Source organism: Salinispora sp. CH2A1_6 (assembly GCF_056820975.1).
This window is the reverse complement of the sequence record NZ_JBXEDG010000013.1, coordinates 529,285-554,507: the sequence shown is the minus strand read 5'-3', so window position 1 is coordinate 554,507 and position 25,223 is coordinate 529,285. Positions and strand designations below refer to the sequence as shown.

Below are 25,223 nucleotides of genomic sequence, written 5' to 3'. Positions count from 1 at the left end.
ATGGCGTGCCATCGGGCAACCGGAACGGTTCCCGTGCCTGGTAGCCGTGCTTGGCGTAGAGCTCGGCGGCCAGCTCGCTGGACGCCTCCAGATATCCGGGCATCCGGTTGGCGTCCAGCCACGCGTGGTGGTGCCGCAACAGCGCGGTGCCCACTCCCTGGCCCTGCCGGTCCGGCTGCACGGCGAGGAAGGCGAGGTGATGGTGGTCGGGCTGCGGATGGTTCGCGGCGAAGAGCTCATCGAGGTGGACGAAGCGATCCGTCCACTCACCGCACACCGCGGCGAGCCGGGCATCGTAGTCCGGCGGCGGCGGCGCCGGCTCTGCACCGATCGAGGGGAACCAGACGGCCACCCCGGTCAGGTCGGTGGTACCGAAGACCAGGCCGTGCCGCATCGCATGGTCGACCAAGATCTCGAACTGTCCGGCGATCACCGCCTCCCGCTTGCTGTCGTCGGGCACCAGCCAGCGCGGCTGGTCGAGCACCAGGAACGCCGCGGCGATCCGCTCCGCGACCAGCTGCGTCCGTTCCGGCCCGAGCTGCTCGACACCGATGCCGGTCACCGCCGGGCCTCCGCCCGATCCGACGCTGCTGGCAGGGGATCGGTCGTCTCCGGCAGGACCGTGGCGGCGCTCTCCGCGCCGAGCCCGATCCGGGCGTAGATAACCGGACGGCGCGACCGCAGGAACAGCCCCCACACCACGCCGAGCAGCACGGCCACCAGGTACGCGATCGGGACTCCCCAGCGCAGGGTGTGGTCGGCCGGGACGCCGAGCAGGTCAGCGAAGTTGAGCACCGCCAGGGTGAAGACGCCCAGCAACGCCACCGCGGCGAGCCCGGGTGCCACTGCCCGCCGCCACAGCGACTCCCCCTGGCCGTCGCGGGCGAAGTAGGCGATCACCGCGATCGAGGTGGTGACGATCAGCAGCAGCACCCCGAACGAGCCGCTGGTGCCGCACCAGAAGAAGAGCTGCACGATCGGGTCCCACCCGTTGACCGCGTACAGCAGGATCACGAACAGGCCCAGAGCGCTCTGGGCGAGGGAGGCCATGCGAGGGGCGCCGCTGCTCGGCGAGGTGCGCCCGAAGGCCGCCGGCAGCACCCGCTCCCGGCCGAGGGCAAACGTGTACCGGGCGGTGGTGTTGTGGAAAGAGATCATCGCGGCCACCACCGACGTCAGGAACAGCACCTGGCCGATGGTCACCACCGTGTCGCCGAGGTGCTCGGCGGCCAGGTTGAAAATCAGCGCGACACTCTGCTCGCCGGCCTGCTCGGAGATCTGGTCCGGCCCGACCGCGACGGTCATGCTCCACGACGAGAGTGCGTAGAGTCCCGCGATGATCGCGATAGACAGGTAGGTGGCCACCTTCACCGTCCGGCGGGGATCCTTGCTCTCCTCGCTGAACACCACCGCTGCCTCGAACCCGACGAACCCGAGGATCGCCAGCACCAGCACCGCGCCGAGGCCGGGGACGAAGAGGTTGTCCGGTGCGAACGCGGCGAAACTGACCTGGCCACCAGCGGGGTTGCCCAGCTGGGCAAGGTCGAACACCAGGACCACTGCGATCTCGGCGAGCAGCAGCACCGCGAGGACCTTGCCGTTGATGTCCACCCGAAGCAGCCCCAGCACGGCGACGAACGCCCAGGCACCGAGGGCCACCACCCACCACTGCACGCTGACGCCGAAGAGCCGGTCCAGGACCGGTTCGGCGGCGGCGCCGATGGTGCCGTACAAGCCGACCTGCAGGGCGTTGTATGCGATCAGCGCCACCCAGGCGGCGCCGACACCGGCCGGACGACCCAACCCGCGGGAGATGTACGAGTAGAAGGCGCCGGCGTTGACCAGCCGGCGGGCCATTGTCACGTAGCCAACTGAGAAGAGGGCGAGCAACGCGGCGACCATGAGGAAGGCCAGCGGGATGCCGAGCACGCCGATGACGCCGTAGCCGGTGGTCACCACACCCGCCACCACGGTTAGTGGTGCGGCCGCGGACAGAACGAAGAAGACCACTGATGGCACACCGAGCCGGCCACGGGCCAGCGCCTCAGAGACGTTGCTCGGCTTTTCTATGGTTGCTGTCGAGGGCATAACCACTCCGGTTGAGGGACACGAGGAATGTTGTTATCGCGATCACGAGGAACCGCGCAGCACCGCCGCCCCGACAGCGGCCTCGGTCTGCGTCGCCAGTTCCTTCAACGGCGGGGGCAGCGAGGCCACCAGTTCGGTGAAGCGGTGCGCGGCTCGGGGTCCGACGCTCCACAGCACCTCCCGGCTCAGGCCTGCCGCGGCGGTCAGCCCGAGTAGCACCGCATCAGGGAGGGTCGGTGGGGGGTCCGACCGCTCCAGCAGTAGCCGCAGGCGGGTCGCCGGCCAGGCTGCCGCGTTCGGATCCACCGGGACATAGCCGACCTTGCTGCGCAGTAACCGCCGGCTCTCCTGCCGACGCAGCACGCCCGCCCGGGACAGCCGCTCCCCCACCGAGGTGGCGGCGCTCTGCGCGAGGAAACTGAGCCAGATGCGCACCGACCGGTGTTGCGCCTCGCCGACCAGTTGGTCAAGCACGGTATGGGCGAGCGCATCGGCAGGCGGCCGGGTATGGACGACCGACACCTCACCACCGGCCACAGTGATATTTCCACTGAGGATCAGCTCGGCCAGGAGGCAGCCAGCGAGCCCGAGGCCGGTGGCGGACGAGTGCAGCTTCGCCCGCCCCCGCGAATCGTTGTGGGCGATCAGGAAGAATTCGTCGGCGACCAGCAACCCGGTCCTCCCACCTATCTCATCCACAGTGATCGCAACTGGGCAAGAATGCACGGCACCGGGCTGAACTGCAACTCCCAATTAGGAGGGTTGCACTCCGTATCCGAACGACCTGGGGATCTTGTCGTGACAGACTCGGAGGGTGACCGCGAGCCCGACCGTACGCCGCCGCCGTATCGCCCGTGAACTCCGCCAGCTGCGCGAGCGCGCCAAGATGACCCTCGACGCCGCCGCGCGCCAGCTGGACATGTCCAAGAGCAACCTGTCCCGGATCGAGAACGCCCAGATTGGAATCAAGCCGCGCGACGTCCGCGCCGCCCTCGCCCTCTACCAGGTGACCGGCGCCGACGCCGAGGCACTGATCGAGATCGCCCGCGACGCCCAGCAGCGCGGCTGGTGGCAGAGCTACAGCGACGTCCTGCCGGAGTGGTTCGAGTTCTACGTCGGCTTGGAGGCGGAGGCCGCCGCACTGCACACCTACGAGGGCGAGGCCGTACCCGGACTCCTGCAGACCCAGGCGTACGCGCGCGAGGTCTTCCGGCGCACCGCCGGCGAGGGCGGCCTGGAACGAAAGGTGGCCGCGCGCCTACGCCGCCAGGAGGTGTTGCACCGCGACAACCCGGTGGAGCTGTCGGTTGTTCTCAATGAGGCGGTGCTCTGCCGGCCGGTCGGCGGGGACGCGGTGATGGCCGACCAGCTTGTGCACATCGCAACGGTCGCACAGTTACCGAACGTTACGGTTCAGGTACTACCCTTCTCGGCCGGCGGGCACCCCGCCATGAGCGCGCCCTACGTCATCCTGGCCTTCGCCGACACGGCCGACGCAGCCGTGGTCTACCTGGAAAATCTCACGACAGGCCTGGCACTGGAGGGGGCGGAACACGTGGCTGGGTATAGCCTTGTGCACGAGGAGCTGCGTCGTCTGGCGCTCGATCCAGCGGCGTCCCAGGCACATCTTTTGGCAGCTTCTCGTAACTTTAAGTAACGTCGGCGAGGCACGCCGGCATTGACGAGAGGTACGTGATGACGGGGCTCGACCGGACTGAGTGGCGCACCAGCAGCCGCAGTGTGGGCAATGGCAACTGCATCGAGGTGTCCACATCGACCAACCAGGTCGCGGTCCGGGACAGCAAGGACCGTCGCGGCCCGGTGCTCGCCTTCCCCACACCGGCCTGGCGGGCCTTCGTCGCCGGTATCGACGGGGTAGGCGGCGACTGACCCGCCGCCGGTGGGACACTCCTGCCGTGTACTCCGACGCCCCCGTTGACCTGCCGGTCCGGCCGGTGGTGCCCGCGGTGCTGGCGGCGCTGCACGCCACCGGCACCGCGGTGCTCGTAGCGCCACCGGGCAGCGGCAAGACCACACTGCTCCCGCTCGCCGTGGCGGAGGAGGTGACCGGCCGGGTGCTGGTGGCGCAGCCCCGCCGGATGGCCGCCCGCGCCGCCGCCCGCCGGATGGCCGCGCTGCTCGGCGAGGGGGTGGGCGAGCGGGTCGGGTACGCGGTGCGGGGCGACCGCCGCGTCGGACCACGCACCCGGGTCGAGGTGGTGACGACCGGCCTGCTGGTCCGCCGGCTGCACCGGGACCCGGAGTTGGCCGGCAGCAGCGCCGTCCTGCTCGACGAGATCCACGAACGGCAGCTCGACGCCGACCTGGCGCTCGCATTCACGGTGGAGGCACGGGCCGCGCTCCGCCCGGAGCTGTGGCTACTCGGCATGTCGGCCACCCCTGACTCGGATCGGGTCGCCGCGTTGCTCGGCGGTGACATGCCCGCACCGGTGGTGCGGGCGTCGGCGGCGGCGCACCCGGTGGCCCGGATCTGGGCACCGCCGCCCCGCCCGGTCCTCCCCGCCGGCAGCGGCCGGGTGGACCCGGTGCTACTCGACCATGTGGCGGCCACCATCCGGCGGGCCCTACGCGAGCACGACGGCGACGTGTTGGTCTTCCTCCCCGGCACCGGCGAGATCGCCGCCATCAGCGCCCGGCTGGCCGGCTTGCCCGCCGAGGTCGCGGTCCTGCCGTTGCACGGCCGGCAGCGCCCAACGGAGCAGGACGCCGTGTTGCGGGCGCATCCGCTCCGGCTCGGCACCTCCGACACCCCATCCCGCGCCGGCGCCGACCGCCCCCGTCGGCGGGTGGTGCTGGCGACGTCGGTCGCGGAGAGCAGCCTGACGGTGCCGGGGGTGCGGGTGGTCGTCGACTCGGGGTTGGCCCGCGTCGCGCGTACGGACCTCGCCCGCGGGCTGGGCGCGTTGGTCACCGTCCCGGTGTCCCGGGCCGCCGCCACCCAGCGGGCCGGACGGGCCGGTCGGGAGGGCCCGGGGCAGGTATATCGCTGCTGGTCGGCAGCGCAGCACGAGCGGCTCGCCGCACAGCCGGAGCCAGAGATCGCCACCGCCGACCTCACCCGGTTCGCGCTGGACATCGCGGCCTGGGGCACGCCGGACGGAGGCGGCCTCGCGCTGCCAGACCCACCGCCGCCGGCCGCGCTCGCGGTGGCCCAGGAGTCCCTCGTCGCGCTCGGCGCGCTCGACGCCGATCGGCGGGTAACCGACCGCGGCCGGGCGATCGCCGCGGTCGGCACGCACCCCCGGCTGGGCCGCGCCCTGATCGATGGCGCCGCCCACCTCGGCCCGGACCGCGCGGCCGAGGTCGTCGCGCTCCTCGCCGAGGAGGGGGTCGCCGGCGCCCGGGACGACCTCACCGCCGCGCTACGACGGCTTCGCGCCGGAACGGACGCCACCGCCACCAACCGCTGGCGAGCCGAGGTACGCCGGCTGCGTACCGCCCTGCCCTCGGGCGCCGGGCCAACGACGCCGGAACGGGGCATCCCCGAGGACCTGGCCGCGGGGCTGGTCGTCGGCCTGGCATACCCGGAACGGCTGGCCCGAGCCCGGCGGCCGGGCGACCCGACATACCTGATGAGTGGTGGGACCGCCGCGACGCTGGCACCCGGGTCAGCGCTGACCGATTCGGTGTGGCTGGCGGTCGCGGTCGCCGACCGGACGCCGGGCGCGCCAGCTGCCCGCATCCGACTGGCGGCTCCGATCGACGAGGCGACCGCCCGGGCGGCCGGCGGTTCGCTGCTGACCACGGCGCACGAGGTGGCCTGGTCCGGGACGGATGTGGTGGCTCGGGAGGTGGTCCGCCTTGGCTCCCTCGACCTCGTGGAACGCCCGCTCGTCGCGCCGCACCGGGACGAGCTGCGCAACGCGCTCGTGGACGGCCTACGCCGTACCGGACTGGGGCTGCTGACCTGGTCCCCGGCGGCCCGGGCGTTCCGCGAGCGGTTGGCGTTCTGCCACACGGCCCTCGGCGACGAGTGGCCCGAGGTGGGAGACGAGGCGCTGCTGGCGGCAGCGCCGGACTGGCTCGCGCCGGAGCTGGCCGGGGCACGACGGCGGGCCGACCTGGCCCAGATTGATGTGCTCTCCGCGCTGCGCCGCCTGCTACCCTGGCCACTCGCGGCCCGCCTGGAGGAACTCGCCCCGGAACGACTCACGGTGCCCAGCGGCTCCCGGATCCGCGTCGACTACACGGATCCGACCACACCGGTGTTGGCGGTCCGGCTCCAGGAGACCTTCGGCTGGCCGGAGGCGCCCCGGATCGCCGCTGGTCGGGTCCCCGTCCTGCTGCGACTCCTCTCCCCCGCCGGGCGTCCCGTCGCGGTCACCGGAGACCTCGCCTCTTTCTGGCGGTCCGGCTACCCGCAGGTGCGGGCGGAGCTGCGCGGGCGCTATCCACGGCACTCCTGGCCGGTGGATCCGACGACCGCCGAGCCGACCCGGCGGGCCAATCCGCGCCGCCGCTGAGGGTCACTCCGCCACCAGGTCGGCGACGACGGCAGTGACGTTGTCCGGGCCGCCGGCGTGCAGCGCCAGTTCGATCAACTTTCGGGTGCACTCGGTCTGGTCGGGGTATCCGGCGAGCACCTCGGTGAGCGTCTCCGGGCGGACCACATTCGACAGCCCATCGCTGCACAGCAGCCAACGATCGCCGGCCCAGGGGATCATCGTCGCGTAGGCCGGGGCGACCTCCTCGCCCTGCAGCGCCTGGGTCACGACCGCTCGCCGGGGGTGGCTACTCGCCTCCTCCGGCGTGATGACCCCCTGGTCAACGAGGAGCTGCACGAACGTGTCGTCCCGGGTGATCTGTTTGAGCACGCCCTCGCGGAAGAGGTATGCCCGAGAGTCGCCGACGTGAGCCAACGCGAGGCAGCTGCCCGTTCGGGCCAGGAGCAGGGCAGTCAGCGTGGTACCCATGCCCTGGCGCTCCGGCTCCTCACTGACGGCCTGCCGGATTCGTGCGGTCCCCCCCGCGATGGCCCGCTGCAACACGGCTACCAGCTCATCTTCCGGGGTCGCCACGTCGATTGGCGCGATCGAACTGATAGCCATCGAACTGGCAAGATCACCAGCGGCCATCCCACCCATGCCGTCGGCGACGGCGACGAGCCAGCTACCTGAGTACAGGGCGTCCTGGTTCCCACTCCGGATCAGCCCACGGTCGCTCATGCCGAACGAACGCAGCTTCAAGGTCATGGGAGGCAGCCTGCCAGGCGGAGAGGCCGTTGTCTCAAGGAGGCACCCCGTCCCGGCGTGGCGCGGCGAATCTCACCGGTACCGAGCCCGACGATCATCCAGCCGGCACGCGCCACCCCTCATCCGCGCTACTCGGCGAGCGCCCCCACCGAGTCGGTGCGGCCGTCGCCGCCACCAACCCACACGGTCTTGGTGTTACAGAACTCGCGCATCCCCACCGCGGCCAACTCACGGCCGTACCCGGAGTTCTTCACCCCACCGAACGGCAGCTCCGGAAAGGACGTGGTCATACCGTTGACGAAGACGTTGCCCGCCTCCAGGTCGATGGCGAACCGCTCCTGCTCCGCCGGGTCCTGGGTCCAGGCGTTCGCCCCGAGCCCGAACGAGGTGCCGTTGGCCACCTCGATCGCCTCGTCGTACGACGAGACCCGGTACAGCCCGGCGACTGGCCCGAAGACCTCCTCGGCCCACATCCGCATCCGCGGGGTGAGATCGGCGACAACCGTGGGCGGGTAGTACCAGCCCTCCCCCGCCGGCAGCTCACCCCCGCAGCGAAGGGTCGCACCCTGGTCAACGGCGTCGCGTACCTGGGCGACGATCTCGGCACGGCTTTCCTCGCTGACGAGTGGACCCACGTCGGTGGTCTCTGCCATCGGGTCACCCACCCGCAGTGCGGACATCCGCGCGGCGAACCGCTCCGCGAAGGCGTCGAACACGTCGGTGTGCACGATGAAGCGCTTCGCGGCGATGCAGGACTGGCCGTTGTTTCGGCACCGGGCAGCGGTCGCCACCTCGGCGGCCCGATCCAGGTCGGCCGAGGGCATCACCACGAACGGGTCACTGCCGCCGAGTTCCAACACAGTCTTTTTCAATTCACTACCGGCGATCTGGGCGATGGCCCGTCCAGTACGCTCACTGCCGGTCACCGTCGCGGCACAAACCCGCGGATCGCGGAGAATGGCCTCCACCGCGTCCGAGCCGACCAGCAGGGTGCTGAACGCCCCCGGCGGAAAGCCGGCCCGACGGAAGAGGTCCTCCAGGTAGAGAGCGCTCTGGGGGACGTTCGAGGCGTGCTTGAGCAGGCCGGTGTTGCCGGCCATCAGCGCCGGCGCGGCGAAACGGAGCACCTGCCAGAGCGGAAAGTTCCAGGGCATCACCGCAAGCACCGGCCCGAGCGGCTGGTACCGGACGAAGGCCCGAGCGGCACCGACCCCGGCGGCGTCGGCAGGCTCGTCGGCGAGGAACGCCGGTGCCTTCGTCGCATAGAAGCGGCAGGCGTTCACGCAGACGGCCACCTCGGCCCGGGCAGCGGCGTAGGTCTTTCCCATCTCGGTTGTCACCAGCCGGGCCACGTCGTCGCGGTCGGCCTCCAGTAGGGCGGCGGCCCTGTTGAGCCAGTCACCACGCTCCTCGACGGTCGTGTCGCGCAGTTGCCGAAACGCGTGGGAACTCCGGCTGATCGCCGCCTCCACCTGCTCGGACGAGATCGGCGCAAACGTCCTCAGCGTCTCGCCGGTGGCCGGGTTCGTAGTGGCGATGGGCATCGCGAACTCCTGTCACTCGAACAACGAATGCCGGGTGCCCGGCTCCTCCCGGCGGCGAGCGCCCCGTCGCCGCTGGATGATCACCAGGTCGACGACGGCGACCACGGCGAAGAGGGCGCAGACCACCCCCAACCAGACCACCCCCGCCCGGAACGCCAACACGCCGAAGACCACCATCGTGACCAGGCCGAAGCTGGCGAGCACGAGGCGAAGATTGAGCGCGCTGTTGGCGTGACCGACGGTGCCACGGGCACGCCGGGGCTGCGATCTCGTCATCACCCAGGCCTACCCGCTCCGGGCGTACCTAACCAGGAACACGTCCCGGCCAGCAGCACCTTCCAGCCGGTTGTTCCGGCTGCCCGGGCCGGCTGTCGTGAGTCGGCTCACCACGTGGGTTAGTCGCATTACACCGACCCACCGCGCGCCGGCCGATCCGGGTGTCGGCGAGGAACATGGAGACATGACCATGACGCCCGCGATGCCAGTGACCGTCTCAGTCTCCCGACGTACCGACCCCGCTCGGACCCAGGAGATGGTGGCGTGGATGCGCGCCGGCACGGCGCTGGCGGAGGCGTTTCCCGGCTTCCTCGGGGCCGGCTGGATCCGCAGCGCCCCCGGCTCCGGCGAGTGGCACATGCTCTACCGATTCGCCGACGACGAGACGCTGCGTCGCTGGGAGGAGTCACCGCAACGGCACTGGTGGCTGGCCTCGGCGCAGGGCGTCGTCGAGCACACCCAGGTGGAACGCCGGACCGGGGTCGAGGGCTGGTTCTCCCGGCGGGGGCAGGTTGTCGAGCCGGTCAGCGCAGAGCCGACCGCTCCGCCACCGTCGCCGCCGCGGTGGAAGCAGGCGGTAACGATCTGGTTGGCGTTCTTCCCCCTCAGTCTGACCGCGACCCTGCTGACCGGCCAGTTCATGCCAGACGTCCCGGTACCGGCTCGCGTGCTGCTCATGACACTGACGCTGACACCGCTGATGACGTACGTGGTGTTGCCCCGGATCACCCACGCGCTCGGCTGGTGGCTGCACCGCCGACCTCCCGCCCGCCGCCCACGATGAGGAGCAACCGTGGACAGCGGGGACGGCCGTAGGCCGCGCTGAGTCAGCCCCACTACCGCGGGCAGCGGTTCCCGCGGAGAGCCGCAGCGCGGTGCTGGATATCCGACACTGCCCCACCGCCACCCCGACCGCACCCATAGAGTGCCCAGGCAATCACTCACCGCTCGGCCGCTTGGGGAAGCCATGCCTCGACGCTGGGTCACCGCCGTCGTCTGCCTGCTCGCACTCGTCGTGCTCGCCTGCGAAAACGGCGGTGGGACCGCACCCAGCAGCCCCAGTCCTGGTTCGCCCGGCACCGAAGCCGGGGGGATCGCCGCCCTCGGCGACTCGATCAGCACCGGCCTCGGTTCCTGCCTGGTCGTGGCCCCGTGCGAACGCAACTCCTGGTCCACCGGGAACAGCCTCCGGGTGGAGAGCCACTACCGACGGCTGCTCGACCAGGATCCGGCGATCCGCGGGCAGGCGTTCAACCACGCTCGGGCGGGAGCCCGGGCGTCCGCGCTCGCCGGCCAGGCGGAGCAGGCGACGCGGGACCGACCGGACCGGATCACCGTGCTCATCGGCGCGAACGACGTCTGCCACGGCGAGGTCACGGCGATGACGCCGGTGGAGACGTTCCGGAGTCAGGTGGATCAGGGGCTGCGGGTGCTGAAAGCGGAGCTGCCGAAGGCGCGGCTGCTGGTGGTCAGCATTCCAGACCTGCACCGGCTCTGGGAGGTGGGGCACACCAACGAACGGGCGGTACGGGCCTGGAGTCGGGGAATCTGCCCAGCCCTGCTCAAGAATCCGACCTCCACCGACCCGGCGGATCGTTCCCGGCGAGACGCCGTGCGCGAACGGGTCGCCGACTACAACGACCAGCTCGCCGCGGCCTGCAAGGCGTACGGCTCCCGCTGCCGCTACGACGACGGCGCCGCCCACCAGCTCCGTTTCACACTGGACCTGGTCAACGCCTTTGACTGGTTCCATCCCAACCTCGCCGGCCAGGAGCGGCTCGCCGAGGTCACCTGGGGAGCCTGGGGACCCGACGCCTGAGTCGGTGGTCCCCCGCTCCACCACACCGGCAACCCACCCCACTGTGCTGGCGGTACAACGTCCGGGACCGCGCGGCGAGTTCCTTGGTCGCCGAGGAGTTGGCCCAGGTGCCCAGGATGATGGCGACCCCCGGGAGCACCTTCGCGACAACCCGCTTGGTGGCCCGCGCGCCGGCCATCTGGGCCAGCCGGGCACCGAGGCGGAGCGTCACCTGGCCAAGCGGGGCCTGACCGGCGCTGGAGCCGAAGAGCGCATCAGCGCGCTCTCGACCGGCGGCCACCCCGAGCGCGAGCCGTGCGGCCTGATCGGCCTTGTGTACCTTCTGCAACACCAGCAGGTCAACGGCGCGGTCGTGGTGCGTGGCGTCCAGCCCGTAGGCGGCGGCGACGTGCAACACCATCCGGGCCTGGGTCCAGGCGAGGAGACCCACGTCGATCACCAGGCCGGGCAGGCCCGTCGCCCCAGCGGCGGCCTCGGGGAACCGGGCATGGTTGACGAATCGGCGAACCGCCTGTTCGGCCAAGGCCTCGACCGACACCGTCGCCGGCTGGTCGGTGCGGACTCGCCGCGCCCACTGAGCCGCCTCCGGACCGAGCTGACGCACCGCGGCCAGGGCGAGGTGCTCCGGTGCGTACTGCGGATCCTCGCGCATCCGGTCCCACAGCCCGGCTGGCGGCCCCGCTACGGCCGGGGCCGCCTCGGGTTTCTGCGGCGGGCGAACGCCGGGCTGACCATCGGCGGGTGCGGCATCGGTCACGGTGGGCTCCCCGGGGTCTGCGGCTGGGCGGCCTGCTTGCCAGCTTCACGGCTGGAGTCGGACACGGTCAACGGTGGCGCTCAGGTCGCACGGCGAACCCCCGGCTGCTGGGCCTTGCCTCCCGTCCCCTCCGCTCGATCACATGTTCTCCGCGGGGTGAACGGAGGGGACGCCCTGATCCGGCCGAATGAGGGACATGTCGGCCTCCTTCCGGGTTGCTGTATTCAGGTGTACCGCGCCGAGACAACACCCGTGCTGAGGCACGGAAGCACCCTCCTCCGCGCCTGACTGGTCGGTAAGCGTACGGCGGGTTGGGGCCGGTCACGGGGCTCGCCCCCCGTCGCGAGGGGCGTCCCGCCCACGCACACACCCGTCCCGGCGACCCGACCGGGAGTGCGGCCCCGGAACCTGACCGGGGGCCCGGCGGAATGCCGCAGGGCTGCGAGTAGTTTCCCCAACCGGGTGCCGTCCGTGCAGGACGGCCCGTAGCCAGATCCAGGGAGGTCCACACCGGTGCTCGATCCACACGAGCTCTACGAACTTACCGACGATTTGCCCGACCTCGGGCAGCCCGTCCTGATCCAGGCACTCTCCGGCTTCGTCGACGCCGGTAACGCCACCCGGTTGGCTCGCGAGCAACTGCTCACCTCGCTCGATTCGCGGCCAGTGGCCCGGTTCGACCTGGACCAGCTCTTCGACTACCGCTCGCGCCGGCCAGTGATGACCTTCGTCGAGGACCACTGGGAGTCCTACGACACCCCGGCCCTGGAGCTGCACCTGCTCCGGGACGACGCCGACACCCCGTTCCTGCTGCTCACCGGCCCCGAGCCGGACCTGCAATGGGAACGCTTCGTCGCCGCCGTGGCCGGGCTCTCCGCCCGGTTGGATGTCCGGCTGACGGTCGGCCTCAACGCGATTCCGATGGCGGTTCCACACACCCGCCGCACCGGCGTCACCGCCCACGCCACCCGACGTGAACTCACGGCGGGCTACGAGCCGTGGCTGCAACGCGTGGAGGTGCCCGGCAGCATCGGATACCTGCTCGAGTACCGCCTCGGCGAACAGGGCCGCGACGCGCTGGGCTTCGCCGCGCACGTGCCGCACTACGTCGCGCAGACCGAGTACCCCGCTGCGGCCGAGGTGCTGCTCGCCTCCGTTTCGCGCAGTACCGGGCTCCTCCTTCCCAGCGACAACCTGCGGGCCGCGACCGAGGCGGTCCGGACGGAAATCGACCGACAGGTCGCCCAGACCGACGACGCCGCAACGCTGGTCCAGGCGCTGGAGGAGCAGTACGACGCCCTAACCCGTGGGCGCGGCCAGCCGAACCTACTCAGCACCGGAACCGAGGCCCTACCGACCGCCGACGAACTCGGTGCCGAGTTGGAGCGATTCCTGGCCGAGCAGACCCGCCCCAACGACAACCCCGGCGGCTGAGCTGGTCGCCGGGGCGGACGGCCGCTCCGCCGGCCCGCGGGGATCCCGCCGGAGCGCTGAGCCCGGTCCGGCAGGCCGCAGCGAGGGCGAAGGTCGGGGAGCGGCGCCGAGCGCCCTCCCCGACAGCCCGTCGATGACACGCCCTGGGCAGGCAGCGAGCCGGCGACAGATCGGGCAGGCTGGGACACATGCGCCTGGCGACGTGGAACGTGAACTCCGTGAAGGCCCGCCTGCCCCGGCTGCTCGACTGGCTGGCGGACACGAACCCGGACGTGGTCTGCCTCCAGGAGACCAAGTGCCCGGACGGCGCGTTCCCGGTCGCCGAGGTTGGCGCGCTCGGCTACACGGTCGCCAGCCACAGTGACGGCCGGTGGAACGGGGTCGCCATTCTCTCCCGGGTCGGCCTGACCGATGTCGCCCTCGGCTTCCCCGCCGAGCCGGGCTTTCCCGATCCGGAGGCCCGTGCCCTCTCCGCCACCTGCGCCGGACTACGGGTCTGGTCGGTCTACGTGCCCAACGGCCGGACCCTCGACGACCCGCACTACGCGTACAAACTGGCCTGGCTCGGCACGCTCCGGGACGCGCTGGAGGTCGAGCTGGCCGGCAACGCACCGCTGGTGGTGTGCGGCGACTTCAACGTGGCCCCCACCGACGCGGACGTCTGGGATCCGGCCCTGTTCACCGGCTCCACCCACGTCACGCCCGCCGAACGGGCCGCACTGGCGGCGCTACGCGATCTGGGCCTCGCCGACGTGGTCCCGACCCCGATGAAGGGCCCGCACCCGTTCACGTACTGGGACTATCGGGCTGGAATGTTCCACCAAAACAAGGGCATGCGGATCGACCTGGTGTACGCCTCTGCTCCGTTCGCCCGCGTGGTCCGGGCCGCGTACGTGGACCGGGAGGCCCGCAAGGGGAAGGGTCCCTCTGACCATGCCCCGATCGTCGTGGACGCCGACCTTGTCCCCGCGGTGGAGACGTTCTGAGCACCCGCACGGCGACAATTCACGCCGCACTCCACGTCACCAGCCAATCGCCGAGGGTAGGATTGACTTTAATTGGACCGTCGGGGATATTCCTAGTGGCACCTTGACATACCGAGACGGGAACGGTTTGACCGGGGATTCAACCGCCACCACACCTACGACACCCCCCAGAACTTCCCCTAACCCAAAAGGCGCAGACGAGGCCTCAACTAATGATTAGTCGCACGATCGATTTCGCCAAGCACCACACGCCCAACTCCATGCGCCGCATGGCCCGCCGAGCACAGCTCGAGGCCCACAACACAAAAAAGCGGCTCGCCGTGCCGGTGGTCAACCGGTGCGAGTTCGACAACATCTACCACTGCACCGTGCACAAGACGGGCAGCCAGTGGATCAAGGCCTTGTTCAGCGACCCCACCGTCTATCGCCACTCCGGGCTCCTCCCCTACGACCCACGGTTCTACAAGCGGCGCAACCTCCCCCTCATTCCACCCGGCCGGGTGGGTCTGGCACTATTTCACTCTTACCCGCGCTTCGAGAAGATCTCGAAGCCTGGCTCCTACCGTGCATTCTTCGTGATTCGCGACCCACGCGACATCGTCATTTCGAGCTACTTTTCACTGCGCAACTCACATGCCCCCATGGGCGATATCCCCCAGGCGCGAAAGACCCTGCGGGAAATCCCGATGAAGGAAGGGCTGCTCTACGTCATCGAACGCCACTCCAAGCGGCACCTCTTCACGCAACTTCGGACGTGGGCGGTCGCCCCGAGCTCCGAGACCTTCCGCCTGTTCCGCTACGAGGACCTGACCGGCGAGCGGCAGCTGGAGGAGGTTGACCAGCTGATGCGGCACTGCGGGATTACTCTGCCCTCCGCCGAGTTGGAGCCCCTGTTGTCCCGGTACAGCTTCTCCAAGATGCGGAAGGACCGGGAGAGCGCCGGGAAGATCTCCCACTACCGAAAAGGCAAATCCGGCGACTGGCGCAACCACTTCGATGACGAGATCTACGCGGCTTTTACGGCGGCGACCGGAAATCTCGTTGAGGTTCTCGGCTATCCGGCCCGCGACGCGGTTTCCTGACCGGATCACCGGCCGGTCTCACGTCATCGTGGCGAAGGCGATGACGTTGTCGGCGTAGCCGGTACGGCCCCCCATCCAGGCTCCACCGCAGGTGATCAGGCGCAGCCCGGCCGGCCCGGAATCGCCGTACACCCGTTCGGCGGGGAGTTGGTCCTTGGGGAACCGCTCCACCGAGTCGACCCGGAATCCCACGACCGAGCCGTCGGCACGGGTCACCTCGATCGGGTCGCCGGGGCGCAGCCGGTGCAGGTCAACGAAGACCGACGGACCAGCCCTGGTGTCGACGTGGCCGACGATGACCGCCGGTCCCGGATCGCCGGGGACCGGTCCCTGGTCGTACCAGCCGGTCTCGTGGGCCCGTTCCAGGGGCGGGACAGCGATAGAGCCATCCCGGGCCTGCCCCACCGGCGCGATCGGCGCGGCGACCCCGATCGCAGGTACGGCGAGGCGAACCGGCCGGCTGGTGGCCGGTTCGGGCCGGGCGCTGCTGGCGGGTCGGTCCTCGTCTGCCGCGCTGGCCCACTCCAGTGGGCCGGTGGTTCGACCCAGCCCGGCGCCAGTGGCGAAGACTCCCACCAACACCAGCAACACGGCGAGCGGTACGGCCCACGGGCTACGCCGGCCCGCCGGTCGGCGGGCCGCGCGGGCCGCGCGAGCCCTGGTCATCGGCGGGCAGCCCGGCGAATTCGGCGGAGGGACACCAGCCACACCACCAGACCAGCCACGGTCAGCCCGACCCCGGCCGGCAGCAGCAGCCCCGCGGAGAAGTTGCTGGCGGACCCGCCGAACCCGGTGGCCGGGCCACGACTGGGCGCGACCGACTTGACGACCTGGAGCATCGTTGACGCGGTCTCGCCGTCGCGGCACTCCAGTTTGACCCGGTAGCTGCCGGGCAGGGTGCGTTCCCGCACCATCGCCGTCGCGGTCAACAGCCCATTGTCCGGCTTCACCTGGACGCGGCCGAAGGCGTCGGACCAGACGTTTGCCGGGATGGAGTTGTCCCGGCAACTCGCCCGGATCCAGACCAGGTAGCCGGCCTTCACCGTGCTCGGACTCACCTCGACGAAGACGGTTGCCGGCTTCGGCCCCTCGGGCTGCATAGGAGCGGCAACCGGGCGGAGTACCCCCTCGGGAGTCGACGGCGCAACGGCGGAGGACCAGGCCGACGCTGCTCGGGCAGCAGCCGGTCCAGCTGATACCACCTGGGCTGACGCTGGCCCAGCCGTCGCGTTCGCGGCCCCGACCGCGAGTAGCGGGCCGACGACCGCGACCGCGATCGTCGCCACCAGGCCCCCGCGGGTCCCCTTCACCACAGCCCCCTCCCGACCCGGCTGGGCAGCACGTACGCCCGGCCTGTCGCACGGGGATCCCGACATCCCCGGTACACATCACATCCGATTCGGCGCGGTCCTCGCGTACGCTCGGATCGCTGTGACCATCACCGACTCTCACCCCACCGCGCCCGCGCGGAGCATCCGGACCTTTCACCCGCGACGCGGCCGGATGTCGCCGCGCCAGACCAGCGCGCTGCAACAGCTGTGGCCGCAGTACGGCCTGACCGTCCCGGAGATGCCCGGCACGCCGGTGGAGCCGGCTGTCCTGTTCCCGCGCCGGGCACCCCTGGTGTTGGAGATCGGTTCTGGGATGGGCGACGCCACCGTGGCGATGGCCTCCGCCGATCCGGACCGAGACTATCTGGCGGTCGAGGTGCATACGCCGGGAATCGCCAACCTTCTCGACCTGGTGGAGCGGCAGTCCCTGAGCAATGTTCGGATCGCCGAGGGCGATGCATTGGACCTGGTCAGCGCTCTGCCCGCCAGCTCACTCGACGCGGTACACGTCTTCTTTCCAGACCCGTGGCCGAAGATCCGCCACCACAAACGGCGCCTCATCCAGCCCGATCACGTCGCCCTGCTGCGCTCGCGGTTGACGGCCGGCGGCACGCTGCACTGCGCGACCGACTGGGCCGAGTACGCGGAGGCGATGCGGCGGACCCTGGACGCCGATCCGGAACTGGTGAACCCGCACGAGGGCTTCGCGCCCCGACCCGAGCACCGCCCGGTGACGAAGTTCGAACGCCGCGCGCTGGCTGCCGGCCGCCCGGTGGCCGACCTGATCTACCACCGCCGCTGAGCCCCGGCGAGACGCCGATGACCGGCCCGGTTGGCGCGCGCGGTAATGGTCCAGGCACCATGGACCCCGCCATGACACTTACCGCCGCGCTGCCGGCCAGCGCCGACCCCGACACCCTGTACGACGCGTTCGCCGGTTGGGCCTCCGAGCGCGGCCTCGATCTCTATCCGCACCAGGAGGAGGCGGTCATCGAGATCGTCTCTGGCGCGAACGTGATCATGAATACGCCGACCGGGTCCGGCAAGAGCCTGGTCGCGATGGCGGCGCACTTCGCCGCGCTCGCCGACGACCGGACGACCTTCTACACGGCCCCGATCAAGGCCCTGGTGTCGGAGAAGTTCTTCGCGCTCTGCGAGGTGTTCGGAGCCGACAACGTCGGAATGCTCACCGGCGATGCCAGCGTCAACCCGGACGCACCGGTCATCTGCTGCACTGCGGAGATCCTGGCCAACCTCGCGCTGCGGGAGGGCACCCGCGCGGACGTGGGCCAGGTGATCATGGACGAGTTCCACTTCTACAGTGAGCCGGACCGGGGTTGGGCCTGGCAGGTGCCGCTGATCGAGCTGCCGCAGGCACAGTTCATCCTGATGTCCGCCACGCTCGGGGACACCACCCGGTTCGTCGCCGACCTCACGCGGCGCACCGACCGACCGACCGCCGTCGTCCAGACCGCCGAGCGCCCGGTCCCCCTCCTCTTCTCGTACGCCACGACGCCGATGCACGAGACCCTCGAGGAGCTGCTGGAGACCCGCGAAGCCCCGGTGTACGTCGTGCACTTCACCCAGGCGGCGGCCCTGGAACGGGCCCAGGCGCTGATGAGCGTCAACGTCTGCACCCGGGCCGAGAAGGACATGATCGCGGCGGCGATCGGAAACTTCCGCTTCACCTCCGGCTTTGGCAAGACCCTGTCCCGGCTGGTCCGACACGGCATCGGCGTACACCACGCGGGGATGCTGCCCAAATACCGCCGCCTGGTCGAGACGCTGGCCCAGGCCGGGCTCCTCAAGGTCATCTGCGGCACGGACACCCTCGGAGTCGGCATCAACGTACCGATCCGCACCGTGCTCTTCACCGGGCTGTCGAAGTACGACGGCACCCGGACCCGGCTCCTCAAGGCCCGCGAGTTCCACCAGATCGCCGGCCGCGCCGGACGAGCCGGCTTCGACACCCTCGGCCGGGTCGTGGTGCAGGCACCCGAGCACGTCATCGAGAACGAGAAGGCCCTGGCGAAAGCCGGCGACGACCCGAAGAAGCGCCGCAAGGTCGTCCGGAAGAAGCCACCGGAGGGGTCGATCGGCTGGGGCAAGCCCACCTTCGAACGGCTGGTCGAGGCCGATCCGGAGCCCCTGGCCTCCAGCTTCCAGGTCAGCCACGCCATGCTGCTCAACGTCATCGGCCGCCCCGGCGACGCGTTCGCGGCGATGCGACACCTGCTCACCGACAACCACGAGGACCGCGCCGCCCAGCGCCGGCACATCCGCCGCGCCATCGCCATCTACCGGGCGCTGCGCGCCGGTGGCGTCGTCGAGGAGCTACCCGAGCCGGACGAGTCCGGCCGCCGGGCCCGACTCACCGTCGACCTCCAGCTCGACTTCGCCCTCAACCAGCCGTTGTCGCCCCTCGCCCTCGCCACCATCGAGCTCCTCGACCGCGAGTCCCCGGCCTACGCCCTGGACGTGCTCAGTGTGATCGAGTCGATCCTCGACGACCCGCGCCAGGTGCTCTCCGCGCAGCAGTTCAAGGCCCGCGGTGAGGCGGTCGCCGCGATGAAGGCCGAAGGCATCGAGTACGAGGCCCGCCTCGAGCTGCTCGACGAGGTCACCTGGCCCAAGCCCCTCGCCGAACTGCTGGACAACGCCTACGAGATGTACCGCCAGGGGCACCCCTGGGTGGCCGACCACCAGCTCTCCCCCAAGTCCGTCGTCCGGGACATGTACGAGCGGGCGATGACCTTCGGCGAATTCGTCCAGTTCTACGGGTTGACCCGGTCCGAGGGCCTCGTCCTGCGGTACCTCGCCGACGCGTACAAGACGCTCCGGCACACCGTCCCCGAGGACGCCAAGACCGAGGAGCTGATCGACCTCATCGAGTGGCTGGGCGAGCTGGTCCGCCAGGTTGACTCCAGCCTGATCGACGAGTGGGAGCGGCTGCGCAACCCCTCCGACGTGGACGAGGTCGCCGTCGCCCTGGACGACCAGCCGACGGCGATCACCCGCAACACCCGGGCCTTCCGGGTGCTGGTCCGCAACGCCCTGTTCCGTCGGGTGGAGCTGGCCGCCCTGCAGCGCTGGGACGAGCTGGGCGAGCTGGACAGCGCCGCCGGCTGGGACGCCGCCGCCTGGGAAGACGCCCTGGCACCGTACTTCGAGGAGTACCCGGAGATCGGCATCGGGCCGAACGCCCGCGGGCCGGCGCTGCTGCTGATCGAGCAGGGCGGCGCGACCTGGACCGTACGCCAGATCCTGGACGACCCCGAAGGTGACCACGATTGGGGAATCAGCGCCGAGGTGGACCTCGCCGCCTCCGACGAGGCGGGCGCGGCGGTCCTCCGGATCACCGAGGTCGGACAGCTCGGCGGCTGACACCCGGCCGGGCTCAGTCGTCGCCGTCCGGGTGGGAGCCGGTGCGTTCGCCGCCCCGGGCTCGTTCTCGCGGCGTCGCCAGAACTGACGGGCGGCGAAACTCTCCCGGCGGAGCCAGTGCTCGGTGTAGACGATCCGGTTCGCCTCGATCACCACCAGGGTGTCCCGTGGTGGTTCGGCGAGCGACCGGCCCCGTTCGGCGTGCTCGTTCTCCCACCGGAACGCCGCCCAGTAGGACTCGCGGTCGGGGTGCTCGGGTGGCAGCACCCGAGCCTCGCCGAAGAGCTGCGCGCCGCGGCTGCTGGCCAGCCCGACCAGCGGGGCGAAGACACCCACCGAGACCCGCGGGTCAGCGGCGATGTTGCGCAGCTTCGGCGACCTCGGCGCGGCGGTGAACATCACCGCGAAGTCGAGCGGGTAGTAGCGAACCGGGGTGGCCAACGGCCTGTCGGGCCCGACTGTGGCCAGCACACACATGTTCTGCGACGAGAGCAGGTTACGGATCCGTTCCGCAAGCCGGTCCCGCGGCAGCCGCCGCGCACCCTCCCTCGTCGCTCACGAGGGCAGCCTCGCCGCCCTCTGATTGAGGAGGACGCGACGACCGGGGCGCAACTCGCACCGCCCGCCGCATCCCGTACACGACAAGCTACGGTGGGTTGCACGCTGAAGTGGGTAAGGTTCCTACCTCCGGAGCACGAGACGAGTCCGACTCGGACCGCGAGGTCGCGGGCATCGTCTCGGGTGGCACGCGGGCCGCCGAGCAGGTCCACGGTGATCTGACGGGCGTACCCGTTGAAGCGGATTGTCTCCGGGGCCGACTCGTATGCCTGCCGCAGCGTCGCCACCGTCGCTTCCGTATCGCCCTTGCCGTAGTGCGCCCGCGCGACCTCGATCAAATGGCGTGCCCGGCGCGGCCTCGACGGGATCGCTGCCGCATCATGGCGGCGGGCCTGCCGCACGGCCTCGCCGGACTTCTGCAACTCCACCGCCACGGTCACTGCGTGAGCGCCCATGATGGCCCGGGAAAAAGACGTCTGCGGCTGGTAGAAACCCTGCGGCAGGCGCTGCGCCACGCGATCCGCGCGATCCCAGTACCGCCAGGCCCGCCCTTCCGCACCGGCACGAGCGGCGGTGTACGCGGCCTCGAAATTCAGCGCACCCCACAGCGCCAGCAGATTCGTGCTTCCGTCGACCGTGGCCGGCTCCACGGCCGACAGCACGTCCAGCGTCACCGCCATCGCGGTGTCCCAGTCCCCAGCGTCCCGATGCACCTGGCACAGGAACCACCCCGCACCGGCCACCGCCTCCGGGTCACCGGACTCCTGCGCCGCCACCATCGCCCGATCCGCCACCCGCCACAACAACTCGGCCGCCGGCTGGTACGCGATGAACATCTGCGCCAATCCAAGCGTCTCCGCCAACAGCACCTGCGCCTGCCGCCGTTCGTCACCCTCGTACCCCAACGCAGCACGCTGCGCATCCCGCAGCAGCCCCGGCAACAAACCGCCCAGCACCGTCCGGTGATCCGGCGCCTGATGACGTGCCCGCCATGCCATCGCCAGCCGCTCTCTCAGCCTGGACAACGACTCCGCCGGGACGTCATCAGCGAACACGACCCGGTTCACCGCATCCCGCACCGACGCCAACGCCGAATGCTCCGGCCCACTGACCACCACAGACCGGTCACCCAACTCCACGGCCAGGGCAGACACGTCGACCTTCCGCCCTCGACGCCGTACGCCGCGCCTGGCCCGCCGACGCGTGACACGAATCAAGCCCCCCGCCGCACCGGAGCAACTCGCGTCATCAAACGATAATCATGGATGCAGATCTCGCTGCCAGCACCATGCTCGGCGTGACTCACCGTGATTGCTAGACGAGCCAAGAACACGAATACAAGACACTTAGATTACGCGACCCTGCCAGTCGGGCGGCCCGTGATGACGTCGTGCGGGTGGCTCGTGATCGCGAGCCAGGCGTGACGGTCGAGTAGATCGCGAAGGACTTCGGGGTGCACCCGATGACGTTGTTCACGTGGCTGCGTCAGGCCGACGTCGACGTCGGCGCGAAGCCCGGCACGCCCAGTGGCGAGTCAGCCGAGCTGCGCGAGGCCCGCAAGCGGGTCCGGTTGTTGGAGCAGGAGAACGAGGTCCTGCGTCGGGCCGCTGCTTACTTGTCGCAGGCGCATCTGCCGGGAAAAAGCTCTACCCGCTCGTGAGTGAGCTGGCCGCCGACGGGATCCCTGTGGCGGTGACGTGCCGGGTATTGAACATCGCTCGTCAGCCCTACTACCGGTGGCTCGGCCGGCGGCGTCGGTGACGCCGAACTCGTCGCCCCTCATCGCGCGAACGCCCTGGTCGATGCCCACCGCGATGACCCGGAGTTCGGGTACCGGTTCCTGGTCGATGAGGCCCGCGCCGCCGGCCAGGCGATGGCGGAGCGCACCGGGTGGAAGATCTGCTCGGACAATGGCTGGTGGAGCGCCTTCGGTAAGCGCAAGAAGCGCGGCAAGGGTGGCAAGGTCGGTCCACCGGTTCACGACGACCTCGTGCAACGGGACTTCACCGCCGACGGCCCGAACCGGTTGTGGCTGGCTGACATCACCGAACACCGCACCGGCGAGGGCAAGTTCTACCTGTGCGCGATCAAGGACGTGTGGTCGAGGCGGATCGTCGGCTACTCCATCGACTCACGGATGAAGTCCCGGCTGGCCGTCAACGCGTTGCACAACGCTGTAGCCCGCCGCGGTGACGTGGCCGGCTGCGTGCTGCACACCGACCGGTTGAACCCAGGCAGGTTTCGCAGCCGAAAAGTTCGTCCACGCCCTGCACCAGCATCACCTGACCGGGTTGATGGGCAGAGTCGGCGCCGCCGGCGACAACGCCGCCATGGAATCGTTCTTCGGGTTGCTGCAGAACAACGTCCTCGACCGGCGGACCTGGACCACCCGCCAGCAGCTCAGGACCGCGATCGTGACCTGGATCGAGCGGACCTACCGCCGCCGACGACAACACTCTCTGTCCCGGTTGACCCCTATCGAGTACGAGACCATCATGACCCACCGGCCAGCCAGGCCGCGTGACTGAAACTGTCACCAATCGGTGCAGCAGACCCGTATTTGTACTCGAAGTGGGTCAGGTGTAATGCGGCGGCGACGAGGTCGCCGATTCGGCGTGGGCTGATGTTCGTATGGCGTAGCGTCTTCCAGCGTCCGATCAGGATGGCGAAGCCGCGTTCGCCTTGCCATCGCAGGCCGCGGAGCAGTCGGTTGTAGGCGCGGTTGTCGGGTGCGAGCCGGTTGCCGTCGGTGGGCTGCTTGATCGGGGTCTTGATGCCATGGCCTGTGCTTTCGTAGCCGGAGGCGGCCAGGGCGGGCAGGTCGAGTTCGGCGGCGGACCAGTTCACCGGCGGCGGTGATCCCGAGGTCGCGGGCGCAGCTGGTGTCGTGTAGATGTCCGGGCATCGCTTCCGAGGTCCAGATCAGCAGCCCGTCTGGGCGCATGATCGCTTGGATGTTCGCGCCGAAGTCGCGGTGTTTTCCGGAGTACCAGGCGTCGATTACCTCGCCCTTGACCGACAGGGTGGTCTCGGTGAGCCGGTCGCAATCGAACAGTTTGCCGTCGAGGATCACGTGGGACCAGCCGTCGGCTGCGGCCCGACGCAGAGCGATGTGCAGGTCGGCCGCCTGGGCGGCGAGCACCGTGATGCCCTCGTCGCGGTAGCGGTACGCCGTCGCCCGGGAGATACCGAAGCCGGCTGCCAGCAAGGTCATGTCCTCACCTTTGCGAAACCAGACGAGCACCATCAGGGCCTGGTAGAAGCAGGTCAACGCCCGAGTGCCACGGCGAGTGCCGCAGGCCCGGCGCTGTGCGTACAGCAGCCGCGCGAGATGCTGCACGAGTTCCCTCGGGACGTCGACCATGGCACGATAGGCAATCACGTGGAGCCCTCTCGAAGACGTGGATCTGTCGCAAGGACATGTCTATCGATGGCTCCACGCCTGTCTCCACTGCCGCCCGACTCGCCGCCTTCGCCCGTGTCACGCCAATCAACCCATATGCGTTGCTGAGATCACCTCAGTAACTGTGCTATACGTCTCAATCATTGCACCCACAGACGGCTTAATGCATCCTGATCACCGAATCAGAGCGCCCTGGACAATCTACACGGACAGGAGACCGAAATATTCAATGAATATTAATGCTGCGCAAACACTGATCAAATCGAGAAAACAAAACATCCGACGTGCGCTGATAGCGGCTACGGCCACAGTTACACTAAGCAGCGTCGCCGTAATTCCAGCCACCCCCGGAATTGCCACCCCTGGTCCCCCCATCCCAAACGAGGCGGGCGAGAGCCCGCATGCCATGCGAGGCGCTACCGATCCGCGGTTTCAAATCCAGGCATCTACCGTACCGCCACCACACACCCCGAACTTCGGTCCGAGCATCGATGGTTACGCCGCTCACGATCCGCAGGATACCTGCGATCCATCGGACAAACCAGGGACCGTGGCGCTACGATCTATCTTCAACACGGCCTACGGAAGTCGCAAGGGCTACATCGGGCGCGACTGTAGTAAAGGCGACAAAAGCGAGCATAAGGAAGGCCGAGCGCTTGACTACATGCTCGATATCAACGACAGTGGACAGAAGGCCATAGCGGAAAGCATCCTCAATTGGATGCTCGCCACCGACCAGCACGGCAACAAGCACGCGATCGCCCGCCGGCTCGGGATCATGTACATGATCTGGGACGGTCGCATCTGGTCGGCAGCACGCGCGGACGAGGGTTGGCGCTCCTACACCGGTGCCAATCCACACACCGACCACATCCACTTCAGCCAAAGCTGGGCCGGCGCCACGAAGCAGACCAGTTGGTGGACAGCAGCCCCACAAAGTAATTCTGTCTATATGGCGGACTATGACGGCGACGGAAAATCCGACCTGGCCTTCTACCGCCCTTCCAACGGCACCTGGTGGCTCCACGACACCAACGACGACCCCATCCACGGCAGCGGCACCCAATACGGCGGCCAAACCGGCGACACCCCCGTACCCGGCGACTACGACGGCGACGGAAAATCCGACTTCGCCTTCTACCGCCCTTCCAACGGCACCTGGTGGCTCCACGACACCAACGACGACCCCATCCACGGCAGCGGCACCCAATACGGCGGCCAAACCGGCGACACCCCCACTGCAAAACTGACATACACGATGGTCAACTAGACGATCTATTCCAAGGGGTACGGGGACAGCGAAGAGAGGCGAGGGCGTCCATGATCGACATTGCTGAGCAACGATGAC

At 69.6% G+C, this 25,223-nt stretch carries 21 protein-coding genes and 4 pseudogenes; 12 read left to right on the top strand and 13 right to left on the bottom strand.

The features are described 5' to 3' along the window. The 3 genes from AC1UKG_RS20445 to AC1UKG_RS20435 form a co-directional block, all read right to left on the bottom strand. Positions 1-562 (bottom strand): GNAT family N-acetyltransferase (locus AC1UKG_RS20445; RefSeq protein ID WP_482643218.1); only part of this gene is annotated, 562 nt, incomplete at its 3' end. Then, positions 559-2,088, bottom strand: a complete 1,530-nt coding sequence (locus AC1UKG_RS20440) for an APC family permease (protein ID WP_026271370.1) — start codon at positions 2,086-2,088, stop codon at positions 559-561. The genes AC1UKG_RS20445 and AC1UKG_RS20440, both read right to left, overlap by 4 nt. A gap of 42 nt (positions 2,089-2,130) precedes the next feature. Next, complete coding sequence (locus tag AC1UKG_RS20435; protein ID WP_018743903.1) at positions 2,131-2,760, bottom strand: GOLPH3/VPS74 family protein; 630 nt, start codon at positions 2,758-2,760, stop codon at positions 2,131-2,133. A gap of 142 nt (positions 2,761-2,902) precedes the next feature. On the opposite strand from AC1UKG_RS20435, the gene AC1UKG_RS20430 reads away from it, so the two are divergent. From AC1UKG_RS20430 to hrpB, 3 genes are read left to right on the top strand one after another with little or no spacing between them, the layout of a single operon-like run. After that, the gene (locus AC1UKG_RS20430) at positions 2,903-3,745 is read left to right on the top strand and encodes a Scr1 family TA system antitoxin-like transcriptional regulator (RefSeq protein ID WP_018743902.1); all 843 of its coding nucleotides are present in this window, start codon (positions 2,903-2,905) and stop codon (positions 3,743-3,745) included. Positions 3,746-3,783: 38 nt separating this feature from the next. Continuing rightward, a complete protein-coding gene (locus AC1UKG_RS20425; RefSeq protein ID WP_018743901.1) occupies positions 3,784-3,978 on the top strand; it encodes a DUF397 domain-containing protein in 195 nt (64 codons plus the stop codon). A 26-nt stretch (positions 3,979-4,004) separates the two neighbouring features. Continuing rightward, positions 4,005-6,572: an ATP-dependent helicase HrpB gene (hrpB, locus tag AC1UKG_RS20420; protein WP_482642936.1), complete on the top strand. Its 2,568-nt coding sequence runs from the start codon at positions 4,005-4,007 to the stop codon at positions 6,570-6,572. 3 nt (positions 6,573-6,575) lie between these two features. Here the strand turns inward: hrpB and AC1UKG_RS20415 are convergent, their stop codons facing one another. The 3 genes from AC1UKG_RS20415 to AC1UKG_RS20405 all read right to left on the bottom strand — a co-directional run bounded on the left by AC1UKG_RS20415 (position 6,576) and on the right by AC1UKG_RS20405 (position 9,121). Beyond that, positions 6,576-7,301 (bottom strand): protein phosphatase 2C domain-containing protein, encoded by a 726-nt coding sequence (locus tag AC1UKG_RS20415; protein WP_018814104.1) that lies wholly within the window; start codon positions 7,299-7,301, stop codon positions 6,576-6,578. A gap of 128 nt (positions 7,302-7,429) precedes the next feature. Beyond that, positions 7,430-8,845: an NADP-dependent succinic semialdehyde dehydrogenase gene (locus AC1UKG_RS20410; RefSeq protein WP_029124031.1), complete on the bottom strand. Its 1,416-nt coding sequence runs from the start codon at positions 8,843-8,845 to the stop codon at positions 7,430-7,432. 12 nt (positions 8,846-8,857) lie between these two features. Next, positions 8,858-9,121 (bottom strand): DUF6343 family protein, encoded by a 264-nt coding sequence (locus AC1UKG_RS20405; protein WP_018814106.1) that lies wholly within the window; start codon positions 9,119-9,121, stop codon positions 8,858-8,860. 184 nt (positions 9,122-9,305) lie between these two features. Here AC1UKG_RS20405 and AC1UKG_RS20400 point away from each other — a divergent pair, with 184 nt between their 5' ends. After that, a complete protein-coding gene (locus AC1UKG_RS20400; protein ID WP_018743896.1) occupies positions 9,306-9,905 on the top strand; it encodes an antibiotic biosynthesis monooxygenase in 600 nt (199 codons plus the stop codon). A 183-nt stretch (positions 9,906-10,088) separates the two neighbouring features. Beyond that, positions 10,089-10,940, top strand: a complete 852-nt coding sequence (locus tag AC1UKG_RS20395) for an SGNH/GDSL hydrolase family protein (protein ID WP_018814107.1) — start codon at positions 10,089-10,091, stop codon at positions 10,938-10,940. Here AC1UKG_RS20395 and AC1UKG_RS20390 read toward each other — a convergent pair. Next, positions 10,909-11,697, bottom strand: coding sequence for an EcsC family protein (locus AC1UKG_RS20390; protein WP_482642937.1), 789 nt, complete (start codon positions 11,695-11,697; stop codon positions 10,909-10,911). The two genes, AC1UKG_RS20395 and AC1UKG_RS20390, sit on opposite strands and share 32 nt — an antisense overlap. A gap of 513 nt (positions 11,698-12,210) precedes the next feature. On the opposite strand from AC1UKG_RS20390, the gene AC1UKG_RS20385 reads away from it, so the two are divergent. The 3 genes from AC1UKG_RS20385 (at position 12,211) to AC1UKG_RS20375 (ending at position 15,199) form a co-directional block, all read left to right on the top strand. Continuing rightward, on the top strand, positions 12,211-13,131 hold the full coding sequence (locus AC1UKG_RS20385) for a PAC2 family protein (RefSeq protein ID WP_018743893.1): 921 nt from the start codon (positions 12,211-12,213) through the stop codon (positions 13,129-13,131). A 188-nt stretch (positions 13,132-13,319) separates the two neighbouring features. After that, positions 13,320-14,117 (top strand): exodeoxyribonuclease III, encoded by a 798-nt coding sequence (locus AC1UKG_RS20380; protein ID WP_018743892.1) that lies wholly within the window; start codon positions 13,320-13,322, stop codon positions 14,115-14,117. A 212-nt stretch (positions 14,118-14,329) separates the two neighbouring features. Next, positions 14,330-15,199 (top strand): sulfotransferase domain-containing protein, encoded by an 870-nt coding sequence (locus tag AC1UKG_RS20375; protein ID WP_018814109.1) that lies wholly within the window; start codon positions 14,330-14,332, stop codon positions 15,197-15,199. 18 nt (positions 15,200-15,217) lie between these two features. On the opposite strand, the gene AC1UKG_RS20370 is transcribed toward AC1UKG_RS20375, so the two are convergent. Together AC1UKG_RS20370 and AC1UKG_RS20365 are read right to left on the bottom strand one after the other, a co-directional pair. Next, complete coding sequence (locus AC1UKG_RS20370; RefSeq protein WP_482642938.1) at positions 15,218-15,865, bottom strand: class F sortase; 648 nt, start codon at positions 15,863-15,865, stop codon at positions 15,218-15,220. After that, entirely contained in the window at positions 15,862-16,512 is a 651-nt protein-coding gene (locus AC1UKG_RS20365; RefSeq protein WP_026271371.1) for a hypothetical protein, read from the bottom strand. Before AC1UKG_RS20365 ends, AC1UKG_RS20370 begins: the two co-directional genes overlap by 4 nt. 118 nt (positions 16,513-16,630) lie before the next feature. Here AC1UKG_RS20365 and trmB point away from each other — a divergent pair, with 118 nt between their 5' ends. Then, entirely contained in the window at positions 16,631-17,332 is a 702-nt protein-coding gene (trmB, locus tag AC1UKG_RS20360) for a tRNA (guanosine(46)-N7)-methyltransferase TrmB (protein ID WP_018743507.1), read from the top strand. A gap of 71 nt (positions 17,333-17,403) precedes the next feature. Next, on the top strand, positions 17,404-19,914 hold the full coding sequence (locus tag AC1UKG_RS20355; protein ID WP_029124039.1) for a DEAD/DEAH box helicase: 2,511 nt from the start codon (positions 17,404-17,406) through the stop codon (positions 19,912-19,914). Positions 19,915-19,927: 13 nt separating this feature from the next. Here AC1UKG_RS20355 and AC1UKG_RS20350 read toward each other — a convergent pair. Both AC1UKG_RS20350 and AC1UKG_RS20345 read right to left on the bottom strand, forming a co-directional pair. Then, positions 19,928-20,445: pseudogene (locus AC1UKG_RS20350) on the bottom strand (pyridoxamine 5'-phosphate oxidase family protein). A gap of 164 nt (positions 20,446-20,609) precedes the next feature. Continuing rightward, positions 20,610-21,644, bottom strand: a pseudogene (locus AC1UKG_RS20345) (XRE family transcriptional regulator); the annotation flags it as partial. A 263-nt stretch (positions 21,645-21,907) separates the two neighbouring features. On the opposite strand from AC1UKG_RS20345, the pseudogene AC1UKG_RS20340 reads away from it, so the two are divergent. Continuing rightward, positions 21,908-23,000: pseudogene (locus AC1UKG_RS20340) on the top strand (IS3 family transposase); the annotation flags it as partial. On the opposite strand, the gene AC1UKG_RS20335 reads toward AC1UKG_RS20340, so the two are convergent. Together AC1UKG_RS20335 and AC1UKG_RS20330 are read right to left on the bottom strand one after the other, a co-directional pair. Next, on the bottom strand, positions 22,966-23,319 hold the full coding sequence (locus AC1UKG_RS20335; protein ID WP_482642939.1) for a transposase family protein: 354 nt from the start codon (positions 23,317-23,319) through the stop codon (positions 22,966-22,968). The pseudogene AC1UKG_RS20340 and the gene AC1UKG_RS20335 sit on opposite strands and share 35 nt — an antisense overlap. Before the next feature lie 67 nt (positions 23,320-23,386). Then, positions 23,387-23,686 (bottom strand): annotated as a pseudogene (locus tag AC1UKG_RS20330) (transposase); the annotation flags it as partial. Between the two features lie 418 nt (positions 23,687-24,104). On the opposite strand from AC1UKG_RS20330, the gene AC1UKG_RS20325 reads away from it, so the two are divergent. Further along, on the top strand, positions 24,105-25,145 hold the full coding sequence (locus AC1UKG_RS20325; protein ID WP_482642940.1) for an FG-GAP repeat domain-containing protein: 1,041 nt from the start codon (positions 24,105-24,107) through the stop codon (positions 25,143-25,145). Positions 25,146-25,223 lie beyond the last annotated feature (78 nt).

Excerpts from the sequence above, each read along its gene's own strand:
- AC1UKG_RS20440 (WP_026271370.1), bottom strand. The coding sequence starts at position 2,088 with ATGCCCTCGACAGCAACCATAGAAAAGCCGAGCAACGTCTCTGAGGCG.
- AC1UKG_RS20425 (WP_018743901.1), top strand. The coding sequence starts at position 3,784 with ATGACGGGGCTCGACCGGACTGAGTGGCGCACCAGCAGCCGCAGTGTG.
- AC1UKG_RS20415 (WP_018814104.1), bottom strand. The coding sequence starts at position 7,301 with ATGACCTTGAAGCTGCGTTCGTTCGGCATGAGCGACCGTGGGCTGATC.
- AC1UKG_RS20410 (WP_029124031.1), bottom strand. The coding sequence starts at position 8,845 with ATGCCCATCGCCACTACGAACCCGGCCACCGGCGAGACGCTGAGGACG.
- AC1UKG_RS20405 (WP_018814106.1), bottom strand. The coding sequence starts at position 9,121 with ATGACGAGATCGCAGCCCCGGCGTGCCCGTGGCACCGTCGGTCACGCC.
- AC1UKG_RS20400 (WP_018743896.1), top strand. The coding sequence starts at position 9,306 with ATGACCATGACGCCCGCGATGCCAGTGACCGTCTCAGTCTCCCGACGT.
- AC1UKG_RS20395 (WP_018814107.1), top strand. The coding sequence starts at position 10,089 with ATGCCTCGACGCTGGGTCACCGCCGTCGTCTGCCTGCTCGCACTCGTC.
- AC1UKG_RS20380 (WP_018743892.1), top strand. The coding sequence starts at position 13,320 with ATGCGCCTGGCGACGTGGAACGTGAACTCCGTGAAGGCCCGCCTGCCC.
- AC1UKG_RS20375 (WP_018814109.1), top strand. The coding sequence starts at position 14,330 with ATGATTAGTCGCACGATCGATTTCGCCAAGCACCACACGCCCAACTCC.
- AC1UKG_RS20370 (WP_482642938.1), bottom strand. The coding sequence starts at position 15,865 with ATGACCAGGGCTCGCGCGGCCCGCGCGGCCCGCCGACCGGCGGGCCGG.
- AC1UKG_RS20355 (WP_029124039.1), top strand. The coding sequence starts at position 17,404 with ATGACACTTACCGCCGCGCTGCCGGCCAGCGCCGACCCCGACACCCTG.
- AC1UKG_RS20325 (WP_482642940.1), top strand. The coding sequence starts at position 24,105 with ATGAATATTAATGCTGCGCAAACACTGATCAAATCGAGAAAACAAAAC.